This is a genomic window from Pedobacter sp. BG31 (assembly GCF_042464845.1).
Taxonomy (GTDB): domain Bacteria; phylum Bacteroidota; class Bacteroidia; order Sphingobacteriales; family Sphingobacteriaceae; genus Pedobacter; species Pedobacter suwonensis.
Window position 1 is genome coordinate 149,807 of the sequence record NZ_JBHNZK010000006.1, and the last position, 23,319, is coordinate 173,125.

A 23,319-nucleotide genomic window follows, 5' to 3' on the forward strand; every position below is an offset into this window, starting at 1 on the left:
TTTATAAAACCGTTTTCATTAAATAATCATCGGGTTCAGGTAATAACATGAAATTAAAAAATATGTATGATATAAATGCATATCTATTTGCTATTGTTAGTTGGTTATATTAACAACGCCGGGTTTTACTATTGTCTCAATGAATTGATTTTATATTGTCTTTTTAGTGCAAGTTATTGATTTACAATTGTTTTTATTTGGTTTTGATGAGGCGCTACAAAATTCAGAAAAACCGATCTATGTTAATATGTTACAATTTTTTGCTGTAATACTGAAATTGCTTTTCATTTAAGTTGTCTTTATTTGCCTCAGTAACATAACTGTTTCAAACCAAATATAAAGCAAAGCAATGCCTCTATTCTTGCCTGTTTCCTTTAAATCAGGTATTTGACCAGGCACGTTAGCCTTATACGGTTAGAACAGCGATAAAACCGACTAACCAATATTCTGATATGAGATAAACTTACTTAAAATCCCAACCGCGGCACCTTGCTGCTCACACTGCTTATGTTTTGAACTGATTACAGTGCGTATTCAGCGGAGATTTAAGCGGTTTATTAAAAAACCAACTCTAACCAAACTATAACGATGAAAAAAAAATTACTTCCACTGGTATTTACCTGCACGGTATTTATGTTATTCCTGTTGTTCGAGCCCATATTTGCATCTGCCGGTGGGCCAGGCACTGCAGTTTTTAGTAAAACGGTAACAGGTAAAAAGTTAAAAATTGCCTTTATAGGAATCACAGGTAAAGTTACCGATGAACAGGGTGTGGCTTTACCCGGCGTAAGCGTGGCTGAAAAGGGAACAAGGAACGCTGTTGTAACCAATTCATCCGGCGGCTATGCCATAAATGTGGCCAATAACAATGCGGTATTGGTGTTCACATCTGTTGGTTATAAGCCCGTAGAAATATCGGTAAATGCAAAAACTGTAATAAATGTATCTATGGTAGCGATTACAAATGCCTTGAATGAGGTTGTGGTAACCGCACTCGGCATCAAACGGGAAGCCAAAAGCTTAGGTTATTCTGCCCAGAAAGCTGATGTACAGGCATTACAAACCAACCGTACAACTAACCTGGCCAATGCGCTTGAAGGCCGGGTGGCCGGATTGGACGTATCGCCACCCGCCGCCGGACCGGGCGGAAGCACCAAGATCCGTTTGCGTGGACAATCTTCCTTTACTGCAGATAATTCGCCGCTCATCGTAATCAATGGCTTGCCAATGTCGCAGGGGGCCAGCAGCAGTAATGGTTACACACAAAATGTAGATCAGGGAGATAACCTGCAAGGCATCAATCAGGATGATATCGAATCGATGACTGTGCTGAAAGGATCTACTGCTGCGGCCTTATACGGTTCGCGTGCGGTTAACGGAGCGATCATTATCACCACAAAAGCAGGATCTAAAAATACCGGGATCGGAATCGAGTTCAATTCTAATTTTACGGTAAACCAGGCACTGGATTTTACAGATTTCCAATATGAATACGGGCAGGGAGAGAACAACATTCGTCCATCATCACAGGGTACTGCGCAAAGTTCTGGTGCCTGGAGCTTTGGTGTGCCATTTGATAATGTTCCTACCTATCAGTTCGATGGCGTTCAGCGTCCGTATGCACCAGTTAAAGACCGGATAAAGGCCTTTTTTAGGCTTGCGCCATCATGGAGCAATACCGTTGCCATTTCCGGTGGTAATGATAAAGGAAGTTTCCGGGTTTCCCTTTCTAATCAGGATGCCCAGGGAATTGTGCCAAACAATGATTTCCACAAAAAGATTTTTAACGTAGGCATCAATTATAAACTTACCGATAAATTATCTGCACAGTTTTACGTGAACTACGATCACCAGTTTAATAACAATCCGCCACTTGTAGGCGTGCAGGGCAATTCAATTCCTACATCAATTTACAGGTTGGCCAACTCCATATCTTTTGATGTACTCAAAGCAGGCGCAATAGATGCCAACGGAAACGAAACACCTACTTCGAGGTTTGCTACCATTACCAACCCATACTGGATTTTGGCTAACCAATTTCAGAGACAAACGAAAGATCATTTGTTGGGTACGGCTGTGGTGCGCTACCAGTTTTTCGATTGGCTGTATTTGCAGGGCAGGGCAAATACCGATCTTTTGCAAACCACCTATGAATCAAACACACCTACGGGTACCCTGGCGGTATCGGCTGCACCTGCAGGATTGTATAACGGGAGCTATGGAATAAGTACAACAAATACACGCCAGAATAACTTCGACTTCTTGCTGGGTGGCGGACACAAGTGGAAAGACTTTTCATTTAATGCCACAGTGGGTGGTAATAACTTTCCGTTAATTACTTCTAGCTTTAACGAGTCGGTAACCAACTTTTACATCAGGGGTTTATACACCGTTGGAAACGGTGTTACGGCAAATTCAAGCTATAATTTGTCTAAGCAGACCGTTAATTCATTGTATGGTACGGCAGAATTTTCATACAAGGATTTATTCTACTTAAATGTTACCGGCCGTACCGATTGGTATTCGGTACTATCCAGAGATATCGATCATTATTTCTATCCTTCCATTAGCGGAAGTTTCGTTTTTTCGGAATTGCTTCCCAATGCAAAATGGTTAAATTTTGGAAAGTTGAGGGTTGCAGTAGCTGAAACAGGAAGTGCCCAGGGTGTTGGCCCCTACAATGCCTTAACATTTGCACTTGCTCAAAATTCGTTTAACGGGCTGCCGTTAGGTAGTATTAACGGTACCGCCTCGCCTAACACCCAGATTAAACCCTTTGGCGTAAATGAAAAAGAAATAGGCCTCGAGTTACACCTATTTAACAACAGGGTAAACCTGGATGTAGCTGCCTATGATAAAAAGACAACGAACCAGGCGGTTCCGATCAGCCTTTCTGCGGCAAGCGGATACAGCACCACGCTGGTTAACTTAGGTGGGCTTGAAAACAGGGGATTAGAATTTAACCTGGAATTAATACCGGTACAAAACAACAAATTTACCTGGAAAACGGCTTTTAACTCTGCTTTCAATTCTTCAAAAGTATTATCATTAGCGAACAACCAGTCTCAGCTGGTGGTGGGCAGCCCTGAATTTTTTGGCTCTATTGTAGATGTAGTCGGTTTGCCGCTCAACCAGATCAGGGGCGCAACTTACAAACGGGATGCTGCAGGAAATATCCTCTTATCAGGAGGCAAACCCATAGCAAGCGCTACACCGGTTAATTTTGGTAGCGGCCTGCCCAAAGCAACCGGCGGATGGCTAAATACCTTGAATTACAAAGGTTTTACATTTATTGCCCATATCGATTATAAAGCGGGAGGTAAACTGCTTTCCAGTACCAGTTTAAATTTACTGAGAGAAGGTTTATCAAAAGAGTCTTTACCCGGCCGGGTTGGTGGGGTAGTTTTTCCGGGGGTAAATGCCACCGATGGGTTACCTAATACCACCGCTGTAAATGCAGAAGATTTTTATGCCAGTTATCGTTCAACAAATATCTTAGATCCGTTTATTTACAGCTCGAGCTTTGTGAAGTTAAGAAACCTTTCTTTAGGGTATGACTTATCCAGATTTATCAATAAAAAATACGTAAAAAGTATGGTGCTTTCTGCGGTATGCCATAATGTACTGATCATTAAAAAATATACCCCAAACATTGATCCGGAAGCGATAGCCTCCAGCGGTGATAACCTCACCGGCTATGAGCAGGCATCGTTACCTACCACACGTACTTATGGATTTAACCTCAATATAAAATTCTAATCCTATATAAAACATGAAAAATTTAATTAGAATTATAGCCATCATCACCGTTGTTTCGATAATTTCCGGTTGCAATAAAGGCTTTGATAAACTGAATATCAATCCAAATAATCCAACAGAACTCGACGCATCATTTTTATTTACAAGCGCACAATTCGGAACACATGGAGCCACTCTGGAAACTGAACCAACCATTGTGCAGCAATTTGTAAATCCGTTTTCAGGTATCACCTCAGCATTTAATTTTAACCAGGTAAACCAAACCTATACGGTGCAAAAATGGAATGCAGAATACACCGGTACAAATACGGGCGCAACGAGTTCTTCAGGCCCTGTTCAATTACTTGTTCAGATATTGAGCCAGCTTAAAGGTAATGCCGCAAGAACAAATTTATATAACGAAGCGAGGATCTGGAAAGCGTATCAATTTATGATGTTGGTAGATACCTACGGAAATGTACCGTATAGCGAAGCCGGACAAGCCTATTTATCAAATGTGCTTACCCCTAAATACGATAATCAGGCAGCGATTTATACTGATCTGATTAAGGAAGTTACGGAGGCAACTGCAGCACTCGATCCGGCAAAGGATATTGTTAAGGCTGATGTGTTTTATGGTGGAAACATCGCCCAATGGAAAAAATTGGGTTACTCTTTGTTACTTCGTCTGGGCATGCGGTATAGTAAAATAGATCCGGGAAAAGCGCAAACGATTGTACAGGCTGCCGTAGCGGGTGGTGTAATGACCTCAAATGCCGACAACTGTTATCTTAAATACAATACCACTTATGTAAATCCGGTAAGCCAGAGTATTACAGCGATAGCGAATACCTATTATTTGGCGGCCCCATTTGTAGATCAACTAAAAAACAGCGGTGATCCAAGATTGAAGTTTATAGCCGGTAAATATGCAAATCCATTGGCTGCGCCTACCACGGTGCCGGATACCACATCGGCAAACCAGTTCGGATTGCCGATAGGATATAGCAGTGCAACTTTACCAACCGCGCCTGGATTTAGAGGTGCCAACGGATCAGGCTTTAATTATTCGCAGGTTAATTATAGTATTTTTGGTAGTTTAACCGCTCCGCAATTTTTTATTACCTACGCGCAAACGCAATTCCTTTTGGCAGAGGCTGCTTTTAGAGGCTGGATAACCGGTGGCAGTACAGCCGATGTGTATTATGCCAATGGCATACGTGGTGCAATGGACCAATGGACAACCTACAACCCGGCGGCAATTATCCCCCTGGCTACGCAAAATGCATTTATTAATCATCCCGTTAATGCTTATAATCAGGCAAATGCACTCAACCTCATCAATACGCAATATTGGATAGCTTCATGGGGCAATGGGGCCGAGGCATTTGCCAACTTCAGGAGAAGTGGTTTTCCGGCCTTATCACCCAATACGATCCCGGGGCAAAGCATAACCGGAGGTTTTGTCCGCCGTTTTGTTTACCCAACGCTTGAGCTTTCTGCTAATTTAACCAATTACCAGGCAGCCGTTGCAGACAATGGCGGACCAGATAATATGGACACACGCATATTTTGGGATAAATAGAAATTGTCTGGGTTGCTTTTTCATGAGCTACATAAATCGATCCTGTAACCAGTTTTGCAGGATCGATTTTCGTTTTTGGAAGGTTGTGGTACCGGGTTAAATAATGACGGTACAACTGATTTTGTGGGAATCCTTGTGGCTTTAAATTACATTAACTTAAATGATAACTGAATCCTATATACACAATCTGTATATATGATCAATTTTAAAAGAGGAAATCTAATTGACATCCTTCAAAAAAAACTGGCCATTGTAAAGCAGGGAAATTTGGCAATTAGTGACACTTAAAACAAATAACTGCGATGAAAAGGACCGTATTTCGCTGTATTCATAAAGATATGCAAAACGGCAAGAGCCTGCCTCAGAAATGATTTTGTTATTTTGAGACAGGCTTTTTTTGTATAAGTGCTAGTAAGAATTTGTATAAGTGCTAGTAAGAAACTAATGTCGTTACGCTGGAAGGAGCGAGATTAATTCCAAAACTACTACCGGTTACAGCGAAACTGTTTGTACTAAGGTTAGCTGAACTGGTTGTAAAATACCGGTTGAAACCAGAAACGGTGATGCCACTGAAATTAAAGCTTTGATAAGTGGTCGCTGCATTTTGGTTGATGATTACAACAACTAATTTTGTTCCGCTTTTATATGCAGTAACATATACACCTGTTGAAGGATTTTCTGAACAGGCTATTTTATTAAAACCCGGACGTACATATCTGGCGTATTGGGCCATCACGTAACCAACTTTTTGAATATTCCCGCTTTCACTGATTGGGCCGTAACTTCTTCTGATATACCACCAAACATAGGCACTCCATCCCGAATTCATACAATCGTGTATTTCCTTGGCAGCAGTCATGGCATTTGACCAGTCATCTCCACTGATACTGGAGTTAGTATAGTGTTCTGTCATCCATACCGGTTTGCCAATGTTGCCCAGGTTATAAGGGGTCTTACCATATATATGTCCGCAAACGAAGCTTGTTTTAGATTTTGCTGTGGCATTGCTTAGGTAAGTGTTGATGTAGGTCTGGTTCATCTGGAAAGGTTCCGGGGCCATAATCGGAGCACCGCAATTGCTTCCCTGAGCAGCAACAAAGTCTGCTACTTCCGAAGCAGTGAGTTCCATAGATTCATAATTAACTTTGTAATCGGGTTCATTTGTAGGACTAATGGCCGCAAGTCCGCCTACCGCCGTATTAAATGCACTTAAATGTGCGGCATAATTTGCGTAAGATGTGGTTTTTATTTTACCACCTACAATACTCCCATTGGTCTTCATCGATGCAGGTGCTGACCAGGCGGAGGCAATTGCTGAGCCACCGAACGACTTGCAGGCATCTATGGTTGCTTTTTCAGCAGCAAATTCTGAACTGGAATTAGGAACCCGAACCCGGACTATGCTGAGTCCAATGCCACTTGTAGGCGAGAATGCGGTATTTCTTTGGGCGCTCGTCAGGTCGCCGGTCCAGGCCACAATATTTGCTCCGCCAAAACCCTTGATCGTTTGTTGTATCGTACCCGCGTCAATTGTTGCGGTTGCTAAAAGATCAGCATTGGCCGTTTGTGCTTTCTTAGCAATAATCTCAGAACTGAATTCAGGCTCGGTCTGGTTTTTAGCGCAGCCAGCCAGCAATAGCATTGCAACAGCTACTTTAAATAGATTTTTTTTCATGGTGATGTGTAATTTAAATATTTGGTTATGTGGTGGTTATCACCAGAACTAATTTAAGTGAATTAAGGAGCCGGAAATGTAACGGATGTTTATAATTGAGCTATAAATGTTGAATAAAAACCTGCCTGCAGCATAAATAATGATATTGGATCTGTGTAAATTGGGATTATGCAATAATTAATTTGCTAGTTACAATATGACAATGCCGCTACGAACCAAAATCGTAGTTTTACAAAATGGATGGTCTGGAACAAATAACAGAATTTAAGTCTTCGCCCGAACTGGTTGAAAAACTATATCAGCATAGCATACTCAAAACCTATCAGGCGGGCAGCATTATTGTAAATGATAATGCCCATATCCGTTCTATTCCTATTGTGACCAAAGGAACGATGAAAGTAATCAGGACAGAAGAAGATGGCCGGGAACTTTTATTGTATTACATCAAAGCGGGCGAAAGCTGCATCATGTCCTTTTTGGGTGGATTGCACAACGAAACTAGTAAAGTGAAGGCAGAGGTAGAAGAATATGCGGAAATTCTTTTTTTGCCGATCGATAAAGTTTCGCTCTTCATCAAAGAATATCCACAATGGCTGGATTATATCTTTCGTTTATATCACAAACGTTTTGAAGAGCTATTGGAAATTGTGAATGCCATCTCCTTTAAAAAAGTAGATGAACGTTTATTGAATTTGCTTAAAAAGAAAGCTGAGCTTACATCATCTAAAACCATTCAGATTACCCATGAACAATTAGCCAATGAACTGGGTACAGCCCGTGTGGTGGTTTCCAGACTGTTGAAACAACTGGAAGAAGATGGGATTGTTCAGCTGGGGAGGAATAAAATATCCCTTATGTAACCAAAGTAGCTGTATTTGTTTTTGAGTTGGTGCAACTTTGCTGTATCAATCCCCAAAACAATGTATATAGCAGGTTACATCGCTTCAGTTTTTATCGGTATCTCCTTAGGTTTAATCGGGGGCGGCGGCAGTATTCTTACCGTTCCTGTTTTAGTTTATTTGTTTGGTGTTGATGCTGCTCTGGCAACCACTTATTCACTTTTCATTGTCGGCGCAACAAGCGTAATGGGCTCCTTTTCCTATTTTAAAAAGGAATTGGTCAACATCAAAATGGCAGCCGTGTTTGGTGTTCCATCTATCATTTCTGTTTTTCTTACAAGGGCCTATATCATGCCGGTTATTCCCGTCCAAATTTTTAGTGCCGGAAGTTTTACCCTCACCAAAAGTATTTTTTTGATGTTGATTTTTGCCGTACTGATGGTTTTCGCTTCATACAGCATGATTAAAAAAGACGAACAGGCAGGTGATGATACATTGCAGAAACAGAAGTTTAACTATCCTTTAGTTTTTTCAATAGGTATTCTTGTAGGTATAATTACAGGTTTTATCGGTGCAGGTGGTGGCTTTTTAATTATTCCTGTATTGGCTAATTTGCTGAAACTTCCTATGAAAGCAGCTGTTGGAACGTCACTCCTGATCATTTCCACAAATTCTTTGGTAGGTTTTGTATTTTCACTTGCCCACACCGCTGTTCATTGGCATTTCTTGTTAACCATAACTATTATCGCCATTGCCGGTATTCTGATCGGCAGTTTTCTGTCTGCAAAAATCGAAGGTAAAAAGCTCAAACCCGCTTTCGGTTGGTTTGTGCTGGTAATGGGCATTTATATCATCATCAAAGAAACATGGTTAAAATAATGGGTAGCTAGATAAAAGGTAAATCAGATCATTAAGTAGCAAAATTATTAATCATTAAAAATAAGTATTATGTTTTTTCAACACGTATTTGATACAAGTTTAGCGCAAGGCAGTTATGTAATAGGCTGTCAGGCTACGGGCGAAGCCATCGTAATAGATGCTAAAAGAGATATAGATGTGTACCTGGAAATTGCCAGCCAGAATAATCTTCGTATTACGCATATCGCCGAAACCCACATACACGCAGATTTTCTTTGTGGCTCAAGAGAACTGAGTGCCGTTACAGGGGCAGGCATGTATCTTTCTGATGAGGGAGGAGAGGACTGGCAGTACCAGTTTCCGCATATCGGGCTCAAAGATGGCGATCTGATCAGGGTAGGGAATCTGACTTTAGCGGTTTTGCATACGCCCGGCCATACACCCGAAAGCATTAGTTTTTTGCTGACCGACCATCCGGCAACCGACAAACCGGTGATGGTATTTACAGGTGATTTTGTATTTGTAGGCGATATTGGCCGTCCTGATTTGCTGGAAAAAGCAGCAGGGCTGATCGGTACAAAAGAAGCAGGCGCTAAACAAATGTTCCAGTCGTTGAAAAAGTTTGCTGCATTGCCCGAATATCTACAGGTTTGGTCCGCTCATGGAGCAGGTTCCGCATGCGGAAAGGCTTTGGGCGCAGTACACTGTTCAACCGTAGGTTACGAGAAAATCCGCAACTGGGCATTTCAACATGATGATGACGAAAAAGCATTTACAGATCTGCTTTTGGCAGGCCAGCCAGAACCGCCTAAATATTTTGCGATGATGAAACATTTGAATAAAGTTAATCGTCCATTATTGATAGAAGTACCCAAACATCAGAAATTATCCGGTTCAGCGTTCTTAAAAGCTTATCGTAACGGATTGAAAGTTATAGATGCAAGAGATAAGATAAATTTTGCCAAAGGTTTTATTCCGGGCAGCCTGAACATTCAGGGCAATAATTCCTTTTCAACATGGGCGGGTTGGCTGCTTAATTATCAGGAACAGTTTGTATTGGTTTGTAATGATTACCAAATAGAAGACCTGACCCGGAAATTAATGCGTATTGGTCTGGATGACATTTACGGTTACATTTCGGATGTGGACGATTTGGGGATTGCGCTGCAGGCTGCTGATGTGATCGCTATTGACGAGTTTAAAACATACATCAACAATGAAGATGTTCAGATTATAGATGTACGGGGTGTGAGCGAATATGAGGCCGGACATATTGAAGGGGCAAATCATGTTTTTGTGGGAACACTTCCCGATCATCTGGATCAAATCAGTAAAGATAAACAGGTAATTATTCACTGTCAGGGGGGAGACCGTTCGGCAATAGCTTATTCTATACTCGCAGGAAATGGTTTCAAAAATGTGAAGAATTTTTCGGGAGGTATGAATGAATGGCTGGCTTCTGAAGGTAAAACAATTGCCTCTGAATCCGATTAATAATTCGGCTTTAAATGGCCGCTGTAAAATATTTTTAATTCAGAGTCGTCATGCTGATCCGATAGCAATCGGGTCAGCATAACGAATAGATCGAAATCAATCGCTTTAAAGCACTATTTTTAATAAATAATTACCGAATTCAGGTTAATAATTAATAATTTAAAAAATGATAGAATTTATAAAACATCCCTGGGCATGGTATGTAGCGGGTCCGTTAATTGGTTTAACCGTTCCTGCATTGTTGATTGTCGGAAATAAATCATTCGGCATCAGTTCATCACTACGGCACCTTTGTGCGATGTGTATACCGGCCAATATTCCCTTTTTCAAATACGATTGGAAAAAAGAAATGTGGAATTTATTTTTTGTTTTCGGTATTTTTCTGGGCGGTGCAATAGCTGCTAACCTTTTGGGCAATCCTAATCCTGTTGAAGTCAATCCGAAACTGGCTACCGAACTTACAGGATACGGTATAACACACTACAATAATCTGGTACCTGAAGATATCTTTAACTGGCACTCGCTGCTTACCCTGAAAGGTTTTATATTAATGATAATTGGCGGTTTTTTGGTTGGATTCGGAACACGGTACGCGGGTGGTTGTACAAGCGGACATGCCATTATGGGTTTATCCAACCTACAATTGCCATCATTGATTGCTACCATCTGTTTTATGGTTGGCGGTTTCATTATGGCTAATTTTATTTTACCTCTTATTCTATCACTCTAAAACCGTAAAAAAATGCAACATCGTACCAATACCGAAAGGGAATTAAAACCTTCTGAGTCGGATAAAATATGTGTAAATAAGAGTCCTTTGCAGCAAAATTGGCGTCACAATTTAAAATACCTGATTATCGGGATTTTCTTCGGCATCATATTCGTAAAATCAGAAGTCGTTAGCTGGTTTCGCATACAGGAAATGTTTCGTCTACAGTCATTTCACATGTACGGAATAATTGGTAGCGCCATTCTCGTAGGCATGGTTTCCATCTGGCTGATTAAGAAGTTCGATATCAGAACCATTTCCGGCGAAACAATTACCATTGCGCCCAAAACATTCAACAAAGGTCAGATTTATGGAGGTTTGATTTTTGGCTTCGGCTGGGCAATTACAGGAGCCTGCCCGGGCCCGTTGTTTGCACAAATCGGAGCTGGTGCAACTGTTATTAGTGTTACACTTTTAAGTGCTATTGCAGGCACCTGGGTTTACGGACATTTCAGAGATAAACTCCCTCATTAAATATGGATAGCAGGTTGCCCATAAAAATGTGGTTAGCAATAGGGATAGAGATTTTTACTGCCAAACTTTACTTGCACAGCAACCAAAGGCATTGTATTTTTAAATTTTGTTAAAACCTTCAATGTTTTTTCCGAACACTCCAATATTTTTAATGTAAGATTTTATCGTTTAAAATAGTTGACTTAGTCAACTATTTTTGTTAGGTTAGCATCAGTCTTTTACAATCATATATTAAGGAGTGGATAAATCAACAATAATAAGCAGTATGCGTGCCTTTAACCGCTACTACACCAATCTGATAGGGGTGTTGGATAAGGGCTATCTTGAAACGCAATATAGCTTAACGGAGGCAAGGATATTATTTGAAATATCGCTGGGTAAAAAAAATGCCTCGGAAATTATTGATGCCATGCGAATTGATAAGAGTTATTTAAGCCGGGTATTAAACAAGTTTGAAAAAAATAAACTGATCATTAAATCGAAATCAGAAAAAGACTCCAGGGCAAGTCGAATATGTTTAACTGATAAAGGAATGATGGATTTAAATGCTTTAAATGAACTGGCAGATCAACAACTTGACGCATTGTTAAAAAAATTATCAGCCACAGAGCGCAAACAACTTGCCCTGCATATGAATTCGATAATCGAAATTCTTGATCAAAAATATGCGGGCCAGAAAAGTGAACAGGACATTATCAAAGACTAAAAATACTTGAACAGATGACCATACGGCCAGCCACATTTCAAGACATTCCGGAACTGAAAAAACTTTTAGACAATTCCGTGCGGGGTCTGAGCAGAGATTATTACACCACAAGCCAGATTGACAGCGCCCTTAAATATATCTTTGGGATAGATACTCAACTGATTGACGATGGAAGCTATTATGTTGTTGAGTTAGATGGAACTATTGCCGGCTGCGGTGGCTGGAGCAGGCGAAAAACTTTGTATGGAGGCGATCAGCACAAAGAATTGCACGATACTTTGCTCGATCCCACAAGGGAGCCTGCCAGAATCAGGGCTTTTTTTGTTCACCCGGATTATGCAAGAAGAGGAATTGGCCGTAAAATCATAGAACTTTGCGAGAACGAAGCTAAAAAACACGGATTTTCCAGTCTGGCACTCGGAGCCACACTACCAGGTGTACCGCTTTATAAAGCAATGGGCTTTAAAGAAATGGAGCAGATTGTTGAGCCGCTATTGGATGGTGAAAAACTGGAGCTGGTAGGTATGATTAAAAATATCTGATTTAAGCATAAAAGGATTTTCCTGGTATTATCCTGTAATGTCCCGAAGTCATGCATCACCCAAGGTTGATAAAACCATTTGGCTCAAAAGATTTGTGGAATAAGAAACCAAAATCTGCATTGCGATGCTTGAGCAGCAAACGAAACCTTTTTCGGGACGATAATTTGGAACGAATAAACAGATAGACCGATGCTTACGGGCCGACAAAATATTGATGTTAAACGATAACTTTTTGCCGAAGGGCCCGCAATGAGCGAAGTTTAAGGTGCTACACCTGTTGGTTTTGTTTTACCTTAAACATTGAATTTCATCCAATCCCCATGATTAAAGATCAATCAGTAACAATTGAATAAGGTAGCCTTCTCTAATCCTGAAACTTATTTTTATAAGCTTCTTCGAAATATAGCCTTAGTGAAGATATGCGTCCGGTATCAATGTGGTTGATATAGCGTTGGAACATCTGTTCGGAACTGTGCCCGGTTGCTTCCATTAGCAAAGAAGTAGGTATTTTACCGTAAAAATTAGTTGCAAAGCTCCGTCGGCCGATGTGGCTGGTAACGGCTTTCCATTTAGGGATCATGCCCGTAATAACCCTGAAACCTGTTCTTTTACCAATGCTGATCTGTGTATCGAAACCTGCCTGGCGAACAATCTCCTTGATCTGCTGGTTATATTTTTTAGGAGAAACCTTTTGCGGGAAGTTACCATTGTTGTTGAGCTTGATAACCTGTACCGCTGGATGAAGAGGAAGTATCACATTGCGCAACGTCTTCTTTTGTACAAAAGAGATACATTCCATGCCCTCCACGTCCTGTATTTTGGAAGTGCTAAACTCCATAAAATCCGATACCCTTTGGCCCGTATAGCAGCTGATGATCAGCCAGTCTCTTGCCGCCTGTAAGTTTTTTGGCAGTTCCATTCGTTTGATTTTGACGAGTTCATCTTCCGTAAGGGTTACAAAAGGCCTTTGCTTTCGTTCCTTTGGCAGTTCCAGTTCATATGCAAAGGTGCGTATTCCACGTTTTTCAAGGTGATTAAGTACAGTTTTGATAAAATTTACGGTACGGTATGTTGTACTGGTGGCAAAAGCCTCGCGTTTGCAGTAGTTAAGAAACTCCTTTACAAAAGATCCGTTAACCTCACTGATCATCAGGTGCCGCATCAGGTGGCCTTCAAAACGCTCTAACAGGTTGTAAAAGACTAAATACCGCCTGTGCGTAGATTTACAGATCAGGTGTGATCTGGCAGCGATATAGTTTTCCATATGCCACAACAGGCTTTCTTCGGGGCATCTGGCATTTTCCGTTTTCGCAGCTTCGCGGATGTTCTTTGAAAGCACTCTGAGGGAGATTTTGTCGAAATTCCAGGATATCGACTCCAGGTAGCCGGCTATTTTAATGCGTAACCTGTTCAGGCCATGATTAAGCTTTTTACAGCGCTTCAGATAAATATTATGAGGTCGCTGCTGCTGCTGGTCCCACAATTCTTTAGCAATACGGAAGGGCGTTTGTAACTGATGGAATTGTCCGATGGAATTATGTAGCTCCAAAAGCACAACGCTTGAGTTGGGTTTATCCAATAAATTAAACGAGATGGTGATCATGGAAAAGATATGTTGCTAATTTTCAAGCAAATTAGTAAGAAAATTGGTCTTTTCCAGACTACTGTTTGATACGCAAATATAAAAAAAAGCTGAACTAAACAAAAGTTAAAATGCTCTGTTTTAAATAAAAAGGTTTTTTTTAACAAAAATGTTTCATTTCAAAAAAAGCATCCTGGTGGTGCTTTTTTCCATTTAAACAAGCTGGTAACCAATTGTAAAAATGTTAATACTAGTCTGGAAAAGACTAAGATTATACGCTTAAGAAAATGGAACATAGACCAGTTGGCAATTTAGCAAAAATAAGGTTCGCCATAGCGGACGATTCTGAAATTCAGCATTTATTTATTGATGCTTTTGCGAAGCGGGTTGGCGGGTTTGATCTGGTGTTTTCAGCACTTAACGGTGCAGATCTTTTAGATGGACTGGGCCAATTAGACTGTCTGCCTCAGCTATGTATTCTTGATCTTCATATGCCTGTGATGGACGGCATTGAATCTGCCAGACAACTTAGCGAACGTTATCCTTCGATTATTCTGTTCGGTTGCACCGCAAGTGAAGATCCCGGAGAGATTGTGTGCATGCTCGAAAATGGGGTCCGAAAGGTGTATGCTAAGAAACATGCCGAACAAATATTCTGGGATTTCCGTCATCAAACAGGCGTATGTACACCACAATAATCAAACAGCTTTTACCAACGCAAATGTTTTAAATGATTGCGGGTTTAAGTTCCGGATTCAAGGTTAAAATCGATCCTTGAGAATCTCTGATGTTAAAAAATAAAAGAGCATGGATATAAAAAAAATAATCGTATGGGGAGGTGTTTGGCTAAGTGCCCTTATTTGGTTCCGGTTTTTAATCTATTTGATCGCTAAATATATCTTCTAAGTCATATGCATATCAAAAATCAAAATTTAAAATGCCCCTGGTGTAAAAAAACGGGCGAATGCGAAAGAACACATCGACCCGCTGCCGTAAAACTGTTCCTCCCGTTTATCAAGGCCCGGTTCATCTGCCTGCACTGTCTCCGGAAATTCAGCGTCATGAAAAATGCCAGATAATACCTGGTATATCGGAATCTACCTGTAATGCATATCCTCTGTATTCTTTCGATAAAGATTTAGTAGCTAAGCTACATGAGGCAACAATCTTGTTGAATGCGAGTGATATGGGTAAATGACCGATGCCTTAAAATAGTATCAACCTTACTGGTCAATTCTCCTCAGGTACATTTAATACATCAGGCCATATGCAGCGTTTCCCCGAAAATTCGTTCGGGGAATACCATCAATACCTTCCGGTAACTTTTAAAATTCCGGGAATATATGTTTTGCCCAAAAGTCAAAATAAAACTTCGGCCGGTTTTTAAAGTCACCTGTTCCGGCAGGCACTAACAATTATTGCTCGTTTATTCAAAAAACAGATCATTAAAATCGAGTCTGTATAATAATTACAGATTTTTTACCATATTGATTTTCTATTACGGCTGCTAATTTCAATCTTGCATAGCAAATTGAATTTCAGCATAATATCTGCCACATTTTTTTCAATTTTTACAGGATGTTAAGACACCTCGGTGAAAAAAGAAGTTTCAGCCATAACTTACGTTTGGCCGTTTTGTTATGCCTTAATGCAGGTTTTGTTAATGCTGCCGGTTTTATTGCTTTTGCCGTGTTAACCACCAACGTAACCGGTCATGCCGCCTTATTGGCTGTAAACCTGGCTAAAACGGATCTGCGCGCTGCAGGGGTGGTAACACTCTGGCTCACCCTTTTTCTTTTTGGTGCATTTGCTTCCAGTTGGTATATCGGAAGGATTGGCCGTAACCGTCCATTTGCTTATACGGTACCCATATTATTTATCATTGCAGTTATGCTATTCGTGGCACTGGCTGGTGGCAGCTATAACCATTCCCTGTCTGAAACGGAATATTTGGCTGGCAGCCTCCTGCTTGCCATGGGTATGCAAAATGCGCTGGTTTCCGTGGTGTCGGGCGCTGTTGTTCGTACTACGCATCTCACTGGTATGTTTACAGATTTAGGCATCGACCTGTCTGTTGCTGTATTGTCGCGAAAAAACCTGAACAATGTACTGAAACGCCGCATATTGCTTAAACTGGTGATTATCGTTTCTTTCTTAACAGGAGGTGTGATAGGAGGAGTTGCCTACCTGCATATTGGTTTTCATGCTTTTTTTGTTCCGGTAGGATTTCTATTGGTCGCGCTGTTTTACGATTACTTCCGCATACGAATTAAAAGGGCAATTGTTCACCAGCTGCACAAAAGCTAAGCTGGTCCTCCAGGTAACCAACTTTATCAACCAAAACCTGGTACTCCGGGTTTTGATCTGCTACCAATCGGTCTCAACATGCGCACCTCAGGTGCTAATGATATCGCATTAACCCCATTCAAGATCAGCCAGCCAGTACTGATGAACACGTGATTAATGCTACTTTTTAGCTTCAAAGCCGTACAAACCATTTTGGTATAGGTACGATGCCATTTGATAATTGGATATCGCTTCATCAGTCAATCTCGGGTTTGCCGGTATGGCTACAGCACCGCCATTGGTAAAGTCGGGCCTGTAGGTAGCCACTTTTTTTTGCGGATTTAAAATAACCAGGGTTTTGTTTTTGATGTAGCCCAAACTCTGGTAGGTGCTGATAAAAGCCCGTTCATCACTATCCTTCATTTTAAACACATCCTGACCAAAAAACTTACTGGTGTAACTGAAATTCAGATAACCCAGAATAGTAGGGCCAATATCAATTTGTGCGGTAAGTTTTTCGAATTTGCCCGGGGCGATATGTCCTGGACTGTAAAAAATCATTGGAATATGGTATTTATCAACCGGTAACTCTACTTTACCTGCACTTGATGCACAATGGTCGGCAACAATAACGAATAAGGTATTAGAAAACCAGGGTTTCTGTTTTGCTTCGCGTATAAACTTACCTATAGCATAATCAGTATATTTAACTGCACCTTCTCTGCCGGTGTGCGATGGAATATCGATCCTGCCTTCAGGGTAAGTGTAGGGACGGTGGTTAGAAACCGTCATAATATGCGCGAAAAAAGGTTTTTTATTTTGATAATCGTGATCCAGCTCACGTAACGAAAGCGTAAACAAATCTTCATCGGCCACCCCCCAGATGTTTGAGTAATGGATTTCTGAATCCTGAAGAGCACTTCTATCCGTTACCTGGTAGCCATTATTGGAAAAAAATTCGTTCATGTTATCAAAATACCCGTAACCACCATAAATAAACCTGCTGTTGTAGCCTTTAGAACGAAATATATTACCTAAGGTAAACAGGTTTTTATTATCAGGGCGCTTTACTATGGATTGGCCCGGTGTAGGTGGAATACAAAGCGAAAGAGCCTCTAAGCCGCGTACCGTGCGCGTGCCTGATGCATAAAGATTGCTAAAAAGCAAACCCTCTTTGGCAAGTGAATCAAGTTGTGGCGTAATATGCTGTGTATTGCCAAAGGCACCTAAAAACTCAGCACTCAAGCTCTCTACGCTGATTAATACCACATTCATTTTATTTTCAGTACCGGTGCTGCTAATGTCTCTGGACGTATTTTTAAATTCTCCTGTTGCAGTTGAGTCTTGCTGAAGTAAATTGCGCAAAATGCTTTCTGCTTTTTTGAGCGGCAGCGTTTTATAGAACGTATTAAAATCTAGCTGATTATTCCAAAAAGCAAATCCAAAATCGTACATCCCATTGCCCGAAAGTTCATTTACATACTGGTTTTTGCTCAGGTATTTCAATTTATGGCTTACAGCAAAATAGGTGAGTACCGGTAAACACAACAAAACCAGGGCTGTTGCGCTGCGTTTGGCAAAACCTGTTTTATGATAGGTGGAGGCAGTAATTGGTTTTCTCAACCCGTAAACAACCAATAAGGTAACCATAACCAAACCGACCATAATGCTGTTTATCGGGTACGATTGGCGGATATTTCCAATTACTTCTGTAGTGTAAACCAGGTAATCTACCGCTATAAAATTGTAGCGGACCGAAAACTCTTCCCAAAAGAACCATTCTGAAATGGCATTGAAAATGAGTGTGAAAACCACAAAGAAAAAGTAAATAAACAATAATGACCGGTTGAATTTGCCGGAATACCATTTAGAAGGCAGTACCCAAAGGTAAATTACAATCGGAATGATGGCGAATGATGCCGCTGCAAGGTCGTAAAATAAGCCAATGAACAGAATTTTAAGGAGGTTAAGTATAGACCAGTCAACAGCAGATGCACTATAAATCAATAAGGCGATTCTGGTGAGGAACGAAATACTGCATAATAACGCAGTGACTAAAAAGACTGGTCCGAATCTGTGCTGTAACAGCTTATTTGTTTTTTCTTTAATGCTCATAATTAACGGTGGATCCAAAACAGGAGTTACCCGGCAAATTTTAATAATCTGGCCAAGATACTTTCCAATTCTGAAGAAATCCTGAAGGTTTGGTCAGGTTAAAGATATTATTAAAGTAATTTATTTAATAATTTGTTGCGCTTGTTTTCATGATCAGTTAATTATTGATGTGAAAGGCTCACTTTTATATCACACAAACTAAAAGGATCAGGTTAGGTCCAAAAGAACATTTACATTAATAATATTTGATCTGGGATTCACTACCATGAGTGGCGGATGCGCTACAACTGAAAATATCTGATCCCAAAAAAGTACTATCATCGTTACTTCAGAATTTCTCCATAATTCGGTTATAGTTTTGGTTAAAAGTCAAATGATGAAAAGTTTTTTAATAACGTTATTGATGATGGGCGGTTTAGCTCAGGCCTATGCGATATCCAATATTAAGCCTATTCAAAGTATAGATTCGCTTAATATTGTTCCTGCAGACTCGGTAGGGCGATGGTATGCCGGTAATCCCATTCCTAAGAAAAAATTTATGCCGGCAGCGTTTGTTGTACCTGTTTTATTTGCTGGCTATGGTTTCGCGGCCGTTTATGATCATGGTCCATTAAAACAACTCGATGTAAGTACCAGGGCAGAATTACAGGAAGATCATCCTTTATTTGCAGCACATGTTGATGATTATATGCAGTTTGCGCCTGCTGCTGCGGTTTATGCGTTAAATTTATCAGGGGTAAAAGGTAAACATAATTTATTTGATGCTTCCATGTTATATGTAACCTCTGCTGCTATTATGGGCGTTTCTACCCATTTTGTGAAGCAGGGCGTTGGTAGAGAAAGGCCTGATGGATCGGGGTTTAACTCTTTTCCTTCAGGGCATACGGCTTCTGCATTTATGGCGGCAGAATTTCTGCACCAGGAATATAAAGATGTTAACCCCTGGATTGGTTATGCAGGTTATTTTGTAGCCACGGCCACCGGAACATTAAGGATGTATAACAATAAACACTGGTTTAGCGATGTGGTTGCTGGCGCCGGATTCGGGATTGCTGCTACCAAGATATCGTATTTGGTGTATCCTTATATGAAAAGACTTTTTACCACCAAAAAAGAAGGAAATTTTACCCTCATGCCTTTCCATCAGCAAGGTAGCACAGGTTTAATGCTTTCAGGCAGATTTTGATGCGATCAGGTAATAAGTCTGCCCGAATCAAAATTAGTCAATCGTTTGCGTTGTTATTGGCCTTGTAATCCTCAGGAGCTTGTCTTACTTTTAACAAATACTGATCAGTATCGGGAAAAAGCTTGTACACCTGTTAGAGGAATTTGCTTAATTGATCGGTTGAATTTAAACCTAAACCATAAATAAAAACACCAATGGAACGTAGAGAATTTATCAAAAATGGCGCATTTACGGCTGCGGGCTTAACCATCCTGCCAACCGGAAGTTTATTCGCATCATCAGACAGTGCAAAAGTAAGATTAGGTTATATCGGGGTAGGGGCACGTGGGATGAGCCATATTTCGGAAGGCGCCCTGAGAGATGATGTTGAAATTGTTGCCATTTGTGATACGCAGGAAAGTTCACTTAAAATCTGTCGAAATTTCATAGCTAAAAAGGGCAGGCCTGCAGCAACAGAATATACCGGAGGCTTAGACGCTTATAAAAAACTTTTAGACCGTAAAGATATTGATGCCGTAATTATTGCAACACCCTGGCAGTTCCACCGCGACCAGGCGGTTGACGCCATGAAAGCAGGTAAATATGTGGGCTGTGAAGTAATTGCCGGTTTAACGTTAGAAGATCACTGGGACATTGTAAATACGTCTGAAAAAACAGGCATGCCTTACATGACTTTGGAAAACGTTTGTTACCGTAGGGATGTAATGGCAGCTTTAAATATGGTTAGGCAGGGACTCTTTGGCGAGCTGGTGCATCTTGAAGGCGGTTACCAGCATAACTTAAGGAACGTGCTGTTTAATAATGGTAAAGAATATTATGGCGGCGGAGTAGAGTTTGGCCCTAAGGCCCTGAGCGAGGCGCAGTGGCGTACGCAGTTTAATATCGATCAGGACGGGGATTTATATCCAACCCATGGAGCGGGTCCAATCATGCAATATGCCAATATTAACAGAGGAAATCGCTTTACCAGTTTGGTATCGTTCAGTTCTAAAGCCAGGGGATTGGCCGCTTATGTAGAAGAAATGTCGCCCGGCCATCCCAATGCCAAAATCAATTATAAAAACGGCGATGTAACCACTACCATGATCAATTGCGCAAATGGAGAAACCGTTTTGTTGAGTCATGATACACACTTGCCCCGTCCGTATTCGCTCGGTTTCAGGGTGCAGGGTACCAAAGGGATTTGGATGGATGTTAACAAATCGGTTTATATTGATCATAAATCAAAAAAAGACGATGTATGGGATCCCGCCCAGGAATGGTTTGCCAGGTACGATCATCCGCTCTGGAAAAAATACGAAGCAGAAGCCGTTGGCGCAGGTCACGGCGGCATGGATTGGTTTGTATTCAATGCATTTATCCAGGCAGTAAAACAGAAAAAACAAACACCTATTGATGTATACGATTCAGTAACTATGAGTGTGATTAGCCCACTTTCTACAAAATCGTTAAAAGAGGGTAATATGCCGCAGAAATTCCCTGATTTTACCAAAGGAAAATGGAAAGACCGTAAAAATACCTTTGCTTTAGATGATAGCGGTTTTTAGCTTCGGTTTTAGTATTGGCTTTGGTATACCAGCCATACCTCAATAATCAACCTGTTTGCATATTTAGCATTGGTTTTTGTAAACAATTTTTCATTTAAATAGTCTTATGCTTCAGGCAGTTTTAAGTGCTTACGGACTTCGCGCAGACAACTGTAAAATTGAACCTTTCGGCTCGGGGTTAATCAACCATACCTGGAAAGTTTGCCACGAAGGTTTAGCCTATATTTTACAAGAGGTAAATACAGCGGTTTTTCCTAAGCCTGAGTATATTGCCCATAATATCAGGGCGATAAAAGAATATCTGGATCAAACCGCTCCCGATTATTTATTTGTTGCCCCAATCAATGCCTCAAACGGTGATGATTTTGTAGTGGTAAATGATCGTTTTTACAGGCTTTTTCCCTTTATAGCACATTCCTGTACAATTGATTCTGTACAACGTCCGGACCAGGCCTATCAGGCCGCCAAACAGTTTGGTCAGTTCAGCAAAATGCTTCATGCCTTTAAAGCTCAACAATTAAAACCTACTATCGAAGATTTTCATAACCTTCCCTTACGTGTAACGCAGTTTAAAAACGCGCTAGCGCAAACCAGTAGTGAAAGGATGATCAAGGCAAGTTTTGCGATAGAAGAAATCATCAGGTATTACGATATAGAAGTGCAATATACACAAATGGTAAAAAGCAGTGAACTGCATTTGCGGGTAGTGCATCATGATACCAAAATAAGCAATGTTTTGCTACAGTCCGAAACGGGGGTAGGTTTAGGTGTAATTGATCTGGATACGGTAATGCCGGGATACTTTATCAGCGATGTGGGGGATATGATGCGTACCTATCTTTCAGAAGCCAATGAAGAAGAAAACGATTTTAATAAAATCGCCATTAGAAATGATGTTTTTGCTGCAATTTATAAGGGCTACATGGAAGAAATGAACCAGGTTTTAACTTTGGCTGAAAAACAGTTCTTTATCTATTCAGGCAAATTTATGATTTACATGCAGGCTGTAAGGTTCATCACCGATTTCTTGAACGGTGATATTTACTATAAAACAAATTATCCTGAGCAGAATTTGGTAAGGGGCTTAAATCAGATCGATTTATTAAATAAGTACGTGGCCAGGCAGCTGGAATTTAAAGAAATAATAAGTGAAATTGATCGAAATAAGGAAATAGTTCTAAAACAATATTAAAATGATCGGTGCAATTTGAGGTGGCATGTTGAAATGTATAGGTTTGTTTTATAGTGTTTTATGTGTGGTTTATTCTTCGTTGGAACACATCTCCGTATCTTTTTATTTATCATGCGCAAACGTTTGATCAGTCATGGAAGGTTGGGAGATAAGATTGCAGGTGTGTGCTGTAACCGTTAGTGCCTAAACCCGATCTGATGGCTACAGGTCTTTTCCTTCCTGTACGTTTTCACTCCCCTCCTTATCAAGGAGGGGTGCCCGCAGGGCGGGGTGGTTGATCAGTTCGTTATAAATAAGTTGGCTTAACACTTAAATTTTGTGACGTTGGTTTAATCAATTTAGGTTTTGTTGAAATGAACGGTTATATGCGTTTCGCTTAGTGTAGTCCTGCTGTACGCTGTAGCCCTCATGCTTCGGGGCTGCCGCTTCCATCAGGTTTAATTACCTGGGCCGGTACTGCTTCGGGTCTCTGAATTCCGGAACCAGTTTACTCCCCTCCTTACCAAGGAGGTGTGCCCGCAGGGCGGGGTGGTTGATCAGTTCGTTATCAGGAAGTTGTTTAATGCTTTAGTGTCGTAATGCGGTTTAAAAAGCTGTTTCTTTCCTGTACGTTTTCACTCCCCTCCTTACCAAGGAGGTGTGCCCGCAGGGCGGGGTGGTTGATCAGTTGTTATAAATAAGTTAGCTTAACACTTAAATGGCCTGACGTTGGTTTAATAAATTTCGGTTTT

At 40.8% G+C, this 23,319-nt stretch carries 17 protein-coding genes; 14 read left to right on the top strand and 3 right to left on the bottom strand.

Annotation, left to right across the window (positions count from 1 at the left end):
- Positions 1-588 precede the first annotated feature (588 nt).
- Complete coding sequence (locus ACFE6N_RS09985) at positions 589-3,759, top strand: SusC/RagA family TonB-linked outer membrane protein (protein WP_378936045.1); 3,171 nt, start codon at positions 589-591, stop codon at positions 3,757-3,759.
- Between the two features lie 13 nt (positions 3,760-3,772).
- Entirely contained in the window at positions 3,773-5,323 is a 1,551-nt protein-coding gene (locus tag ACFE6N_RS09990) for a SusD/RagB family nutrient-binding outer membrane lipoprotein (RefSeq protein WP_378936047.1), read from the top strand.
- Positions 5,324-5,753: 430 nt separating this feature from the next.
- On the opposite strand, the gene ACFE6N_RS09995 is transcribed toward ACFE6N_RS09990, so the two are convergent.
- Positions 5,754-6,998: a hypothetical protein gene (locus ACFE6N_RS09995; RefSeq protein ID WP_378936049.1), complete on the bottom strand. Its 1,245-nt coding sequence runs from the start codon at positions 6,996-6,998 to the stop codon at positions 5,754-5,756.
- A gap of 236 nt (positions 6,999-7,234) precedes the next feature.
- Between ACFE6N_RS09995 and ACFE6N_RS10000 the strand changes: the two genes are divergently transcribed.
- The 7 genes from ACFE6N_RS10000 (at position 7,235) to ACFE6N_RS10030 (ending at position 12,680) form a co-directional block, all read left to right on the top strand.
- Positions 7,235-7,858: a Crp/Fnr family transcriptional regulator gene (locus tag ACFE6N_RS10000; RefSeq protein WP_145855508.1), complete on the top strand. Its 624-nt coding sequence runs from the start codon at positions 7,235-7,237 to the stop codon at positions 7,856-7,858.
- A gap of 60 nt (positions 7,859-7,918) precedes the next feature.
- A complete protein-coding gene (locus tag ACFE6N_RS10005; protein WP_378936051.1) occupies positions 7,919-8,716 on the top strand; it encodes a sulfite exporter TauE/SafE family protein in 798 nt (265 codons plus the stop codon).
- Positions 8,717-8,785: 69 nt separating this feature from the next.
- A complete protein-coding gene (locus ACFE6N_RS10010) occupies positions 8,786-10,189 on the top strand; it encodes a rhodanese-like domain-containing protein (protein ID WP_378936053.1) in 1,404 nt (467 codons plus the stop codon).
- Positions 10,190-10,355: 166 nt separating this feature from the next.
- Positions 10,356-10,919: a YeeE/YedE family protein gene (locus ACFE6N_RS10015; protein ID WP_378936055.1), complete on the top strand. Its 564-nt coding sequence runs from the start codon at positions 10,356-10,358 to the stop codon at positions 10,917-10,919.
- A gap of 12 nt (positions 10,920-10,931) precedes the next feature.
- Positions 10,932-11,432, top strand: a complete 501-nt coding sequence (locus ACFE6N_RS10020; protein WP_378936057.1) for a DUF6691 family protein — start codon at positions 10,932-10,934, stop codon at positions 11,430-11,432.
- Positions 11,433-11,697: 265 nt separating this feature from the next.
- Positions 11,698-12,138, top strand: a complete 441-nt coding sequence (locus tag ACFE6N_RS10025; RefSeq protein ID WP_378936059.1) for a MarR family winged helix-turn-helix transcriptional regulator — start codon at positions 11,698-11,700, stop codon at positions 12,136-12,138.
- Positions 12,139-12,152: 14 nt separating this feature from the next.
- The gene (locus ACFE6N_RS10030) at positions 12,153-12,680 is read left to right on the top strand and encodes a GNAT family N-acetyltransferase (RefSeq protein WP_378936061.1); all 528 of its coding nucleotides are present in this window, start codon (positions 12,153-12,155) and stop codon (positions 12,678-12,680) included.
- Between the two features lie 364 nt (positions 12,681-13,044).
- On the opposite strand, the gene ACFE6N_RS10035 is transcribed toward ACFE6N_RS10030, so the two are convergent.
- Positions 13,045-14,283 (bottom strand): tyrosine-type recombinase/integrase, encoded by a 1,239-nt coding sequence (locus ACFE6N_RS10035; RefSeq protein ID WP_378936063.1) that lies wholly within the window; start codon positions 14,281-14,283, stop codon positions 13,045-13,047.
- Between the two features lie 266 nt (positions 14,284-14,549).
- On the opposite strand from ACFE6N_RS10035, the gene ACFE6N_RS10040 reads away from it, so the two are divergent.
- Both ACFE6N_RS10040 and ACFE6N_RS10045 read left to right on the top strand, forming a co-directional pair.
- Positions 14,550-14,960, top strand: a complete 411-nt coding sequence (locus ACFE6N_RS10040; protein ID WP_378936065.1) for a response regulator — start codon at positions 14,550-14,552, stop codon at positions 14,958-14,960.
- Between the two features lie 880 nt (positions 14,961-15,840).
- Positions 15,841-16,569: a YoaK family protein gene (locus ACFE6N_RS10045; RefSeq protein ID WP_378936067.1), complete on the top strand. Its 729-nt coding sequence runs from the start codon at positions 15,841-15,843 to the stop codon at positions 16,567-16,569.
- A 159-nt stretch (positions 16,570-16,728) separates the two neighbouring features.
- Here the strand turns inward: ACFE6N_RS10045 and ACFE6N_RS10050 are convergent, their stop codons facing one another.
- Complete coding sequence (locus ACFE6N_RS10050) at positions 16,729-18,663, bottom strand: LTA synthase family protein (protein WP_378936069.1); 1,935 nt, start codon at positions 18,661-18,663, stop codon at positions 16,729-16,731.
- 376 nt (positions 18,664-19,039) lie between these two features.
- Between ACFE6N_RS10050 and ACFE6N_RS10055 the strand changes: the two genes are divergently transcribed.
- The 3 genes from ACFE6N_RS10055 (at position 19,040) to ACFE6N_RS10065 (ending at position 22,588) form a co-directional block, all read left to right on the top strand.
- Entirely contained in the window at positions 19,040-19,849 is an 810-nt protein-coding gene (locus ACFE6N_RS10055) for a phosphatase PAP2 family protein (RefSeq protein WP_378936071.1), read from the top strand.
- A 194-nt stretch (positions 19,850-20,043) separates the two neighbouring features.
- Positions 20,044-21,396, top strand: a complete 1,353-nt coding sequence (locus ACFE6N_RS10060) for a Gfo/Idh/MocA family protein (RefSeq protein WP_378936073.1) — start codon at positions 20,044-20,046, stop codon at positions 21,394-21,396.
- A 106-nt stretch (positions 21,397-21,502) separates the two neighbouring features.
- On the top strand, positions 21,503-22,588 hold the full coding sequence (locus ACFE6N_RS10065; RefSeq protein ID WP_378936075.1) for a phosphotransferase enzyme family protein: 1,086 nt from the start codon (positions 21,503-21,505) through the stop codon (positions 22,586-22,588).
- Positions 22,589-23,319: the final 731 nt, after the last annotated feature.

Coding starts and splice junctions, on each gene's coding strand:
- ACFE6N_RS10020 (WP_378936057.1), top strand. CDS start 10,932: ATGCAACATCGTACCAATACCGAAAGGGAATTAAAACCTTCTGAGTCG.
- ACFE6N_RS10050 (WP_378936069.1), bottom strand. CDS start 18,663: ATGAGCATTAAAGAAAAAACAAATAAGCTGTTACAGCACAGATTCGGA.
- ACFE6N_RS09990 (WP_378936047.1), top strand. CDS start 3,773: ATGAAAAATTTAATTAGAATTATAGCCATCATCACCGTTGTTTCGATA.
- ACFE6N_RS10045 (WP_378936067.1), top strand. CDS start 15,841: ATGTTAAGACACCTCGGTGAAAAAAGAAGTTTCAGCCATAACTTACGT.
- ACFE6N_RS10035 (WP_378936063.1), bottom strand. CDS start 14,283: ATGATCACCATCTCGTTTAATTTATTGGATAAACCCAACTCAAGCGTT.
- ACFE6N_RS09995 (WP_378936049.1), bottom strand. CDS start 6,998: ATGAAAAAAAATCTATTTAAAGTAGCTGTTGCAATGCTATTGCTGGCT.
- ACFE6N_RS10010 (WP_378936053.1), top strand. CDS start 8,786: ATGTTTTTTCAACACGTATTTGATACAAGTTTAGCGCAAGGCAGTTAT.
- ACFE6N_RS10040 (WP_378936065.1), top strand. CDS start 14,550: ATGGAACATAGACCAGTTGGCAATTTAGCAAAAATAAGGTTCGCCATA.
- ACFE6N_RS10015 (WP_378936055.1), top strand. CDS start 10,356: ATGATAGAATTTATAAAACATCCCTGGGCATGGTATGTAGCGGGTCCG.
- ACFE6N_RS09985 (WP_378936045.1), top strand. CDS start 589: ATGAAAAAAAAATTACTTCCACTGGTATTTACCTGCACGGTATTTATG.
- ACFE6N_RS10065 (WP_378936075.1), top strand. CDS start 21,503: ATGCTTCAGGCAGTTTTAAGTGCTTACGGACTTCGCGCAGACAACTGT.
- ACFE6N_RS10055 (WP_378936071.1), top strand. CDS start 19,040: ATGAAAAGTTTTTTAATAACGTTATTGATGATGGGCGGTTTAGCTCAG.
- ACFE6N_RS10025 (WP_378936059.1), top strand. CDS start 11,698: ATGCGTGCCTTTAACCGCTACTACACCAATCTGATAGGGGTGTTGGAT.
- ACFE6N_RS10005 (WP_378936051.1), top strand. CDS start 7,919: ATGTATATAGCAGGTTACATCGCTTCAGTTTTTATCGGTATCTCCTTA.
- ACFE6N_RS10030 (WP_378936061.1), top strand. CDS start 12,153: ATGACCATACGGCCAGCCACATTTCAAGACATTCCGGAACTGAAAAAA.
- ACFE6N_RS10000 (WP_145855508.1), top strand. CDS start 7,235: ATGGATGGTCTGGAACAAATAACAGAATTTAAGTCTTCGCCCGAACTG.
- ACFE6N_RS10060 (WP_378936073.1), top strand. CDS start 20,044: ATGGAACGTAGAGAATTTATCAAAAATGGCGCATTTACGGCTGCGGGC.